At 68.0% G+C, this 7506-nt stretch carries 7 protein-coding genes; 1 reads left to right on the forward strand and 6 read right to left on the reverse strand.

The genetic code is table 11. The annotated features are described in order from the left end of the window. Positions 1-8 precede the first annotated feature (8 nt). Together EVC45_RS29030 and EVC45_RS29035 are read right to left on the reverse strand one after the other, a co-directional pair. Complete coding sequence (locus tag EVC45_RS29030; protein WP_129961630.1) at positions 9-1034, reverse strand: 2-dehydropantoate 2-reductase; 1026 nt, start codon at positions 1032-1034, stop codon at positions 9-11. A gap of 86 nt (positions 1035-1120) precedes the next feature. Next, positions 1121-1888 (reverse strand): class II aldolase/adducin family protein, encoded by a 768-nt coding sequence (locus tag EVC45_RS29035; RefSeq protein WP_129961631.1) that lies wholly within the window; start codon positions 1886-1888, stop codon positions 1121-1123. A gap of 89 nt (positions 1889-1977) precedes the next feature. Between EVC45_RS29035 and EVC45_RS29040 the strand changes: the two genes are divergently transcribed. Further along, a complete protein-coding gene (locus tag EVC45_RS29040; protein WP_129961632.1) occupies positions 1978-2688 on the forward strand; it encodes a Crp/Fnr family transcriptional regulator in 711 nt (236 codons plus the stop codon). Here the strand turns inward: EVC45_RS29040 and EVC45_RS29045 are convergent. From EVC45_RS29045 to EVC45_RS29060, 4 genes are all read right to left on the reverse strand, one after another. Then, positions 2685-3272: an NTP transferase domain-containing protein gene (locus EVC45_RS29045; RefSeq protein ID WP_129961633.1), complete on the reverse strand. Its 588-nt coding sequence runs from the start codon at positions 3270-3272 to the stop codon at positions 2685-2687. The genes EVC45_RS29040 and EVC45_RS29045 overlap by 4 nt on opposite strands. Positions 3273-3403: 131 nt before the next feature. Further along, entirely contained in the window at positions 3404-5617 is a 2214-nt protein-coding gene (locus tag EVC45_RS29050) for a xanthine dehydrogenase family protein molybdopterin-binding subunit (protein WP_129961634.1), read from the reverse strand. Further along, complete coding sequence (locus tag EVC45_RS29055; protein WP_129961635.1) at positions 5614-6615, reverse strand: xanthine dehydrogenase family protein subunit M; 1002 nt, start codon at positions 6613-6615, stop codon at positions 5614-5616. Before EVC45_RS29055 ends, EVC45_RS29050 begins: the two co-directional genes overlap by 4 nt. 11 nt (positions 6616-6626) lie before the next feature. Beyond that, the gene (locus EVC45_RS29060) at positions 6627-7349 is read right to left on the reverse strand and encodes a 2Fe-2S iron-sulfur cluster-binding protein (protein WP_129961636.1); all 723 of its coding nucleotides are present in this window, start codon (positions 7347-7349) and stop codon (positions 6627-6629) included. Between the last annotated feature and the right edge of the window lie 157 nt (positions 7350-7506).

Consider the following 7506-nt stretch of genomic DNA (forward strand, 5'->3'; position numbering starts at 1 on the left):
CGGGGAACTCATTTGATGATACGCCCCGCGGCCTGCAACTCGGCCAGCAGTGCTTCACCTGACCACGAAGGACGCACGTCGGCCCGCTCGGCTTGCCGGACCAGTTCGCAGAGCCGCGCGTTGACCGGCGCGGCCTGGCCAAGCCGCTCGGCGAGGCGCACGACCTCACCGTTGATCCAGTCGATTTCGGTGGCGCGGCCGGCCGCCAGATCGTCGGACATCGACGAGCGTGCGAGCGGATCGATCGTCAGCATCGCGCGCCCGAGCCGTTCGAACAACGCATCGGGTACGCTGAGCACACGCGGTATCCACGTGGACGGCAGCGGCGTCACTCTGGCTGGCCGTATCGCGGCACGCTTCAACAACGCGAGCGCTTCCTTTTGCGCCATCGCGAGGCAGCGGCGGTACGCGCGTTGCGACAGTTCTTCCCTCAAAGGCCGATTCGCCAATGCGTTGATGGCGTTGTTCAGATTCAGCAGCAGCTTGGCCCACTGCACCGGCAACATGTTCTTGTGCTGGATCAGCGGCAGACCCGCTCGCCTGAACGCGTCGACGAACGGCCGCATGGCCGGCGTAAGCCGGATCTCGAGGTCACCCGCCGAGCCTTGGTGAAATGCGCCGGGACCCCGTTCGACCACATTGAACGGCACCATCCCTTCGAGCACCGTGTTCCGTGGCAGCGCGGCGCGCAGTACGTCGGCATTGCCGACGCCGTTCTGAAAGCTCACGACGATCGCCCCGGGACGCAGCACATTCGCCAGCTCCGCCGCGGCCGTCGCCGTCGCGGCGGACTTGACCGTGACCAGCACGAGGTCGGCGTCGGCCGCGTCGGCCGCGTCGGTCGACACGTCGGCCCGCTGCGGCGGTACATACCAGCGGCTATCGTCGTGCCGCGACAGCGTGATGCCCTGGCTGCGCAACTGCTCGGCGATGCGCGCGCGTCCGATGAAACGCACGTCGCTGCCGCCGGCCAGCAGCCGCCCGCCGACATAGCAACCGATCGAGCCGGCGCCGTAGATATAGATTTTTGCCATACAGAGGTTCACATCGCCTACCGGTTGCACCCGCGTTGCGTCGCATCGGCAACGCGGTCCATGATGCTTCGCGTGACGCGCGGCGTCTAGTCGGCAAAGCCGGGGTTACGACGATCGAGCCGGCGCAGCAGCCCCGGCCACACGAGCGCGCCTGGCGTCGCACCCTTCGTCACGAGCTTGATCTGCTCCTTGATGTTGTCGAGAATCGGTGGCGCGATGGGCAGCAGCTTGCCGCCGCCCGCCTGCGCGCGCACCTGGATCATGCAGGCCGCCTCGAAGAAATACATCGCGACGAACGCGTCCGCCGGCGTCTTGCCGACTGTCAGCAGCCCGTGATTGCGCAGCATCAGATTCGTGTTATTTCCGAGGTCCTGAACGAGACGCGGCTTTTCGGCTTCGTTGAGCGCGATGCCCTCATAGTCGTGATACCCCAGCGACGCAAGCACCCCGAGCGACTGCTGCGACAGCGGCAACAAGCCCTCCGCCTGGGCCGACACGGCCACGCCGTTCACGGAGTGGGTGTGCATCACGCACAGCGCGTCCTCGCGTGCCGCATGGATCGCGCTATGAATCGTGAAGCCGGCAGGATTGACGTCATACGGCGATTCGCTGACCTTGCGGCCGTCGAGGTCGATCTTGACCAGCGACGACGCGGTGATCTCGTCGAACATCATGCCGTACGGGTTGATCAGGAAATGATGCTCGGGGCCCGGCACGCGCGCCGAGATGTGGGTAAACACCAGATCGTCCCAGCCGAACAGCGCGGTGAGACGGTAGGCGGCCGCGAGATCGACGCGTGCCGCCCATTCGGCCGGGGAAACGTCGTTCTTCAGCGTGGTTGCGGATGAGCTCACGTCGATACTCCTTGTTTGAAGGGGCGAGTCCACATGATGTACTCGAAGCCGCCTAAAATCTGTCAGATACACGACAGGGCGATGCGCCAATGGAATCCAGCCTGCACCGCTACCGGTCGCAACTCGAAACGACGCCGTGGTACCGGGGCCTGCCCGTCGAGTTGCGCGACGCTCTCGTCAACCATGCCGTGCTGGTCACGCTCGACAAAGGCCAGGCGCTGTATCGGCGCGGCGACCCGGCCGATGGCCTGTATGCGGTGCTGGGCGGCGCGCTCGCGCTCGGGTCGGTCGGCACGGATGGGAAAGAGGCGTTGCTCGCGGAGCTCGGGCCGACCGCGTGGATCGGCGAAATCTCGCTGTTCGACGGGCTGCCGCGTCCGAACGATGCCACCGCGGTGAGCCGCACGCTGTTGCTGCACGTGCCCGAAGCCGCGCTGCGGAATCTGCTCGATGCCACCCCGCGCTATTGGCGCGACTTCGCGTTGTTGATGGCGCAAAGACTGCGCGTTTCGTTCGAGAACACCCAGGCGATGACGCTGTTGCCCGCGGCGCAGCGCGTGGCGAACCGCTTGCTGATGATCGCCGGCGGGTACGGCGGTCTGAACGCGTCGCAGACGAGGATACGGGTCTCGCAGGACAGTCTGGCTTCGATGGTGTCGCTGTCGCGACAGACCACGAATCAGTCGCTGAGGACGCTCGAAAGCCAACGCATCGTGAGCCTGAAATCCGGCGAAATCGCGATTCTCGATTTCGACCGGCTGCGGGCTGCCAGTGTCGGCGAGACTGAGCCTGGCCGCTAGAGCGCGCGCAAATCGTCCGGCGTATCGACGTCGCGCAGAATGCCGGGATCGTCGACGTCGATGCGCGTCAGCGCCGGTGACTTGAGCAGCGCTTTCGCGCCGGTGTCGCCGTCGAGCGCGAGCAGCGCGTCGCGATGCTCGATGCCGAAGCCGACCGGATGGCCGCGCCGGCCGTCGTAGAAAGGCGCGACGAGCGGCGCGCCGTCGTCGAGCGCCCGGGCTACCGCTTCGATCGTCGGGACCGCGATGCGCGGCATATCGGCGAGCGCGACGATCCAGCCTTCGGCGTCGTCGCTCGCTTCGATCCCGGCGGCGAGACTCGCGCCCATGCCGCGCTCGGCGCTCGCCGCAAACACGACGTCGCAGCCGGCATCGTTCAGCACGCGGGCGAGCGCGTCGGAGCCCGGGCGCACCACGGCGAGCACCCGCGTGACGACCCGCAGCAGCCGATGCGCGGCTTCATGCGCGACCGGCGTGCCGTCGGGCATGCGTGCAAGCAGTTTGTTGTGCAGCCCGTGCGGATCGAAGCGCGAGCCGAAACCGGCGGCGAGCAACACGCCGGTGGCGAGCGAGGCGTAGGCCATCGGCGGATACCGGTAGACAGGAATGCCCAAGATTGTGCGATGCGACGGGGCGGGAGGCAAGCGGCAATGCACGCCCGATGCAAGCCGTCCGCCGCCCCCGCTTTCGCTCCTTTCCCGGCGCTGCCGCCGACTCAGGTCCGCACCACCTTGTCCAGCGTGATCGGCAGATCGCGCACCCGCACGCCGGTCGCGTTGTACACCGCGTTCGCGATCGCGGGCACCACGCCCGTGATGCCGATCTCGCCGATACCGCGCACGCCGAGCGAGTTGATATACGGATCGGGCCGGTCGAGGAACGTAATGTCGAGCGTGCCTATGTCCGCATTCACCGGCACGTGATACTCGGCGAGGTTCGCATTGGTGAAGCGCCCGTAGCGTTCGTCGAGCGTGCTTTCCTCCTGCAGCGCCGCGCCGATGCCCCACACGATGCCGCCCAGCATCTGGCTGCGCGCGGTCTTCTGGTTCAGCACCCGGCCGACGTCGTACACCGCGACCACGCGCGGCACGCGGATCGTGCCGAGCTCGGCATCGACGTGGACCTCGACGAACACCGCGCCGAACGAGTGGAACGAGTACTTCTGCTTCTCGTCGCCGGGCTTCACGGTCGCACTTGCTTCGATCGGCTTGCCGCCCGCGCGAGCGATGATCGCCGCGGCCGGATCGCGCCGGTTCGGTTGCGACCGGCTCACGACCCAGCCGCTTTCGACGGTGACGTCGTCGAGCGGCAGACCGTGCACGGGCGAGCCCGCGTCGGCGAGCGCCAGCGCGATCAGCTGGCTGCGCGCCTGGCTGGCCGCATCGCGCACCGCCGGCGACACGCTGGCCGCCGACTGCGAGCCGCCCGAGACCGGCGCGCGCGGCAGCGACGAATCGCCGAGCGCGAAGTGGATCTGCTCGGGGTTGAAGCCAAGCGCATCGGCGGCGACCTGGGTCATCACCGTGTAGGTGCCGGTGCCGAGATCCTGGGTGCCCGATGCGACCACCGCGGTGCCGTCCGGCAGAATCTGCGCGAGCGCCGACGCCTCGCTGCGGTTGGCCGGATAGGTCGCGGTCGCCATGCCGTAGCCGATCAGCGTGTTGCCGTCGCGCATCGAGCGCGGCGCGTGCGGGCGACGCGACCAGCCGAACTTCCCGGCGCCGATCTGATAGCACTCGCGCAGCGACTTGCCCGACCACGGCTTGTGCTCCTGCGGATCGCTGTCCGCGTAGTTCTTCAGGCGCAGCGCGAGCGGGTCCATCTTCAGCGCGACGGCGAGTTCGTCCATCGCCGATTCGAGCGCGAACGAGCCGGTGGTCTCGCCCGGCGCGCGCATGAAGGTCGGCGTGCCGACATTGAGCTGCACGAGGCGGTGCGTCGTCACCTGATTGGGCACCGTGTACAGCATGCGCGTGACCATGCAGCAGGTCTCGGTCCAGTCTTCGATCATCGACGTGTTCGAGATGCTGTCGTGACGCATCGCGGTCAACGTGCCGTCGTGCCGCGCGGCGATCACGAAGTGCTGCTCGGTGCGCGGCCGCGCGCCGACCGGGCCGAACATCTGCGGCCGTTCGAGCGCGAGCCGCACGGGCCGGCCGGTTTGCCGCGCGGCCATCACGCACAGCGACACGTGCGACCACGACGAGCCCTTGCAGCCGAAGCCGCCGCCGATCAGCGGTGAAATCACGTGCACGTCGGACGCAGGGATGCCGAACGTCTTCGCGAGCACCTGCGCGGCGCCGCTCACGCCCTGCGTGGAGTCGTAGACCGTCAGTTGCGGGCCGTCCCATTGCGCCATCGTCGCGTGCGGCTCCATCGGGTTGTGATGCTCGATCGGCGTCGTGTAGATGGCCTCGATATGCACGTCGCCGCTTTGCATGCCGTCCTCGAAGCTGCCGCGCTGCGTGTCGGTCTGGCGGCCCTGCGGCCTGTCGGGCGCGTGCGCGTGCGCTTTCGCCTGCTCGAAGTCGAGCGCCGCGGCGCCCGGCTGGTAGACGATGCGCAACTGGCGAGCGGCATCGGCCGCATGTTCGAGCGTATCAGCGACGACTACCGCGACCGGCTCGTTGCTGTAGTGCACTTCGTTGTCCTGCAGAAGCGACAGGTGCCGGCCGGCCGGCGGCGCGAGCGGCGGCCGTCCGCCGTTCGGCAGGCGCGGCGCGTTCTGGTAAGTCATCACGAGCAGCACGCCGGGCACGGCTTCGGCGCGGCTCGCGTCGATCGACGTAATCGTGCCGGCCGCGATCGTGCTGGTGACGAGCACTGCGTGTGCGAGACGCGCGGCGGGGAATTCGGCCGCGTAACGCGCGTCGCCGGTCACCTTCAACAGACCGTCGACGCGATCGAGCGGTTGTCCGATCAGATTCATGCGACACCTCCCGCCTTACCGGCAGCCTGGTTGACCGCACGCACGATCGCACGTTGCGCGAGCTGGACCTTGAAGGCGTTGTCGTGGCGCGGCTGCGCGCCGCTCAACGCGGCCGCGGCGGCGTTCTTCAGCGTGGCCTGGCTGAGCGGCTGGCCGCTCAGCATCTGCTCGGCCGCTCTCGCCCGCCATGGTTTGTGCGCGACGCCGCCGAGCGCGATGCGCGCGCTCTGCACGCGCTCGCCGTCCATCTGCAACGCGGCCGCGACCGAGACGAGCGCGAATGCATAGCTGGCGCGGTCACGCACCTTCAGATAGTGCGAGTGCGCGCTGAAGAGCGGCGGCGGCAGATCGACCGCGGTGATCAGCTCGCCGGGCTGCAAGGTGGTATCGACATCGGGCCGGTCGCCGGGCAGGCGATGGAAGTCGGCGATCGCGATCGTGCGCTCGCCACCGGGGCCGCTCACGCGCACCAGCGCATCGAGCGCGGCCAGCGCGACGCTCATGTCCGACGGGTTGACCGCGATGCATTGCGGGCTCGCGCCGAGGATCGCGTGCGCGCGGTTGTGGCCGTCGAGCGCCGCGCAACCGCTGCCGGGCATGCGCTTGTTGCACTGGGTGAACGCGGTGTCGTAGAAGTAGCCGCAGCGGGTGCGTTGCAGCAGATTGCCGCCGACCGTCGCCATATTGCGCAACTGCGCCGACGCGCCCGCGAGCAGCGCCTGCGACAGCAGCGGGTACTGCTCGCGCACCAGCGCGTGATTGGCCGCGTCGCTGTTGCGCACCAGCGCGCCGATGCGGATGCCGCCGCCGGGCAGCGTCGTCACCGAGTCGAGGCCGCCGATGTGCGTGATATCGATGAGCCGCACCGGCCGCGCGACGCCGCCCTTCATCAGATCGAGCAGGTTCGTGCCGCCGCCGATGAACACCGCGCCCGGCTGTTGCGCGGCGCGTATCGCGCTGGCGACGTCGCCGGCGCGTTCGTAGGAGATCGCATCCATGTCGGTCTCCGTCAGGCGTTGTCGTGCGCGGCGCGGACCGCGGCGACGATGTTCACGTACGCGCCGCAGCGGCAGATGTTGCCGCTCATGCGTTCGCGGATTTCGTCGTCGGTGAGCGAGGCGGGGCGCGCGCGCACGTCGGCGGTCACGGTGCTCGCGGTGCCGTTGCGGAATTCGCTCAGCAGGGCGGTGGCCGAGCACAATTGCCCGGGCGTACAGTAGCCGCACTGGAATGCATCGTGTTCGATGAACGCGGCCTGCACCGGACTCAATGCGCCATTGCTCGCGAGTCCCTCGACGGTCGTGATGTTCTCGCCTTCATGCATGACTGCGAGCGTCAGACACGAGTTGATGCGGCGGCCGTCGACGAGCACCGTGCAGGCGCCGCATTGACCGCGGTCGCAGCCTTTCTTCGTGCCCATCAGTCCCGCGTATTCGCGCAACGCATCGAGCAGCGTCACGCGCGGTTCGAGTTGCAGCGTGTATGCGCGGCCGTTGACGGTCAATGTGACGGGGCGCGGCGGCACCACGGGGTTGCGTTGCGACGCGGGTGAAGCGGGCGCCTGCGCCTGCGTTTGCGCGCGCAGATGCGGCGCCGCACCGATCGTCGCGGCGGCCGCCGCCGATTGCAGGAAGCGGCGGCGTGACGGTTGGGAGGGCGTGGCGGTGGGCTCGGCGGTGGACTCTGAAGCGGGGGCGTCCCCGCAATGCTGACATCCTGTAGGCGTGGTCATGACGATCTGTTGACTCCATTGAAAGGTCAATGCAGGCTGACGACGCGTCGATGTCCAACGCATCGCGTTGAAACAAAACCGGCTCTTTTGAAATTCAAATGGGTTATGCAGTATGCGGGTTGATCGAAGTGAAGTTGAGCTTGCCAGCGATCAGGAA

This window comes from Paraburkholderia sp. UYCP14C (assembly GCF_004197395.1).
Taxonomy (GTDB): Bacteria; Pseudomonadota; Gammaproteobacteria; order Burkholderiales; family Burkholderiaceae; genus Paraburkholderia.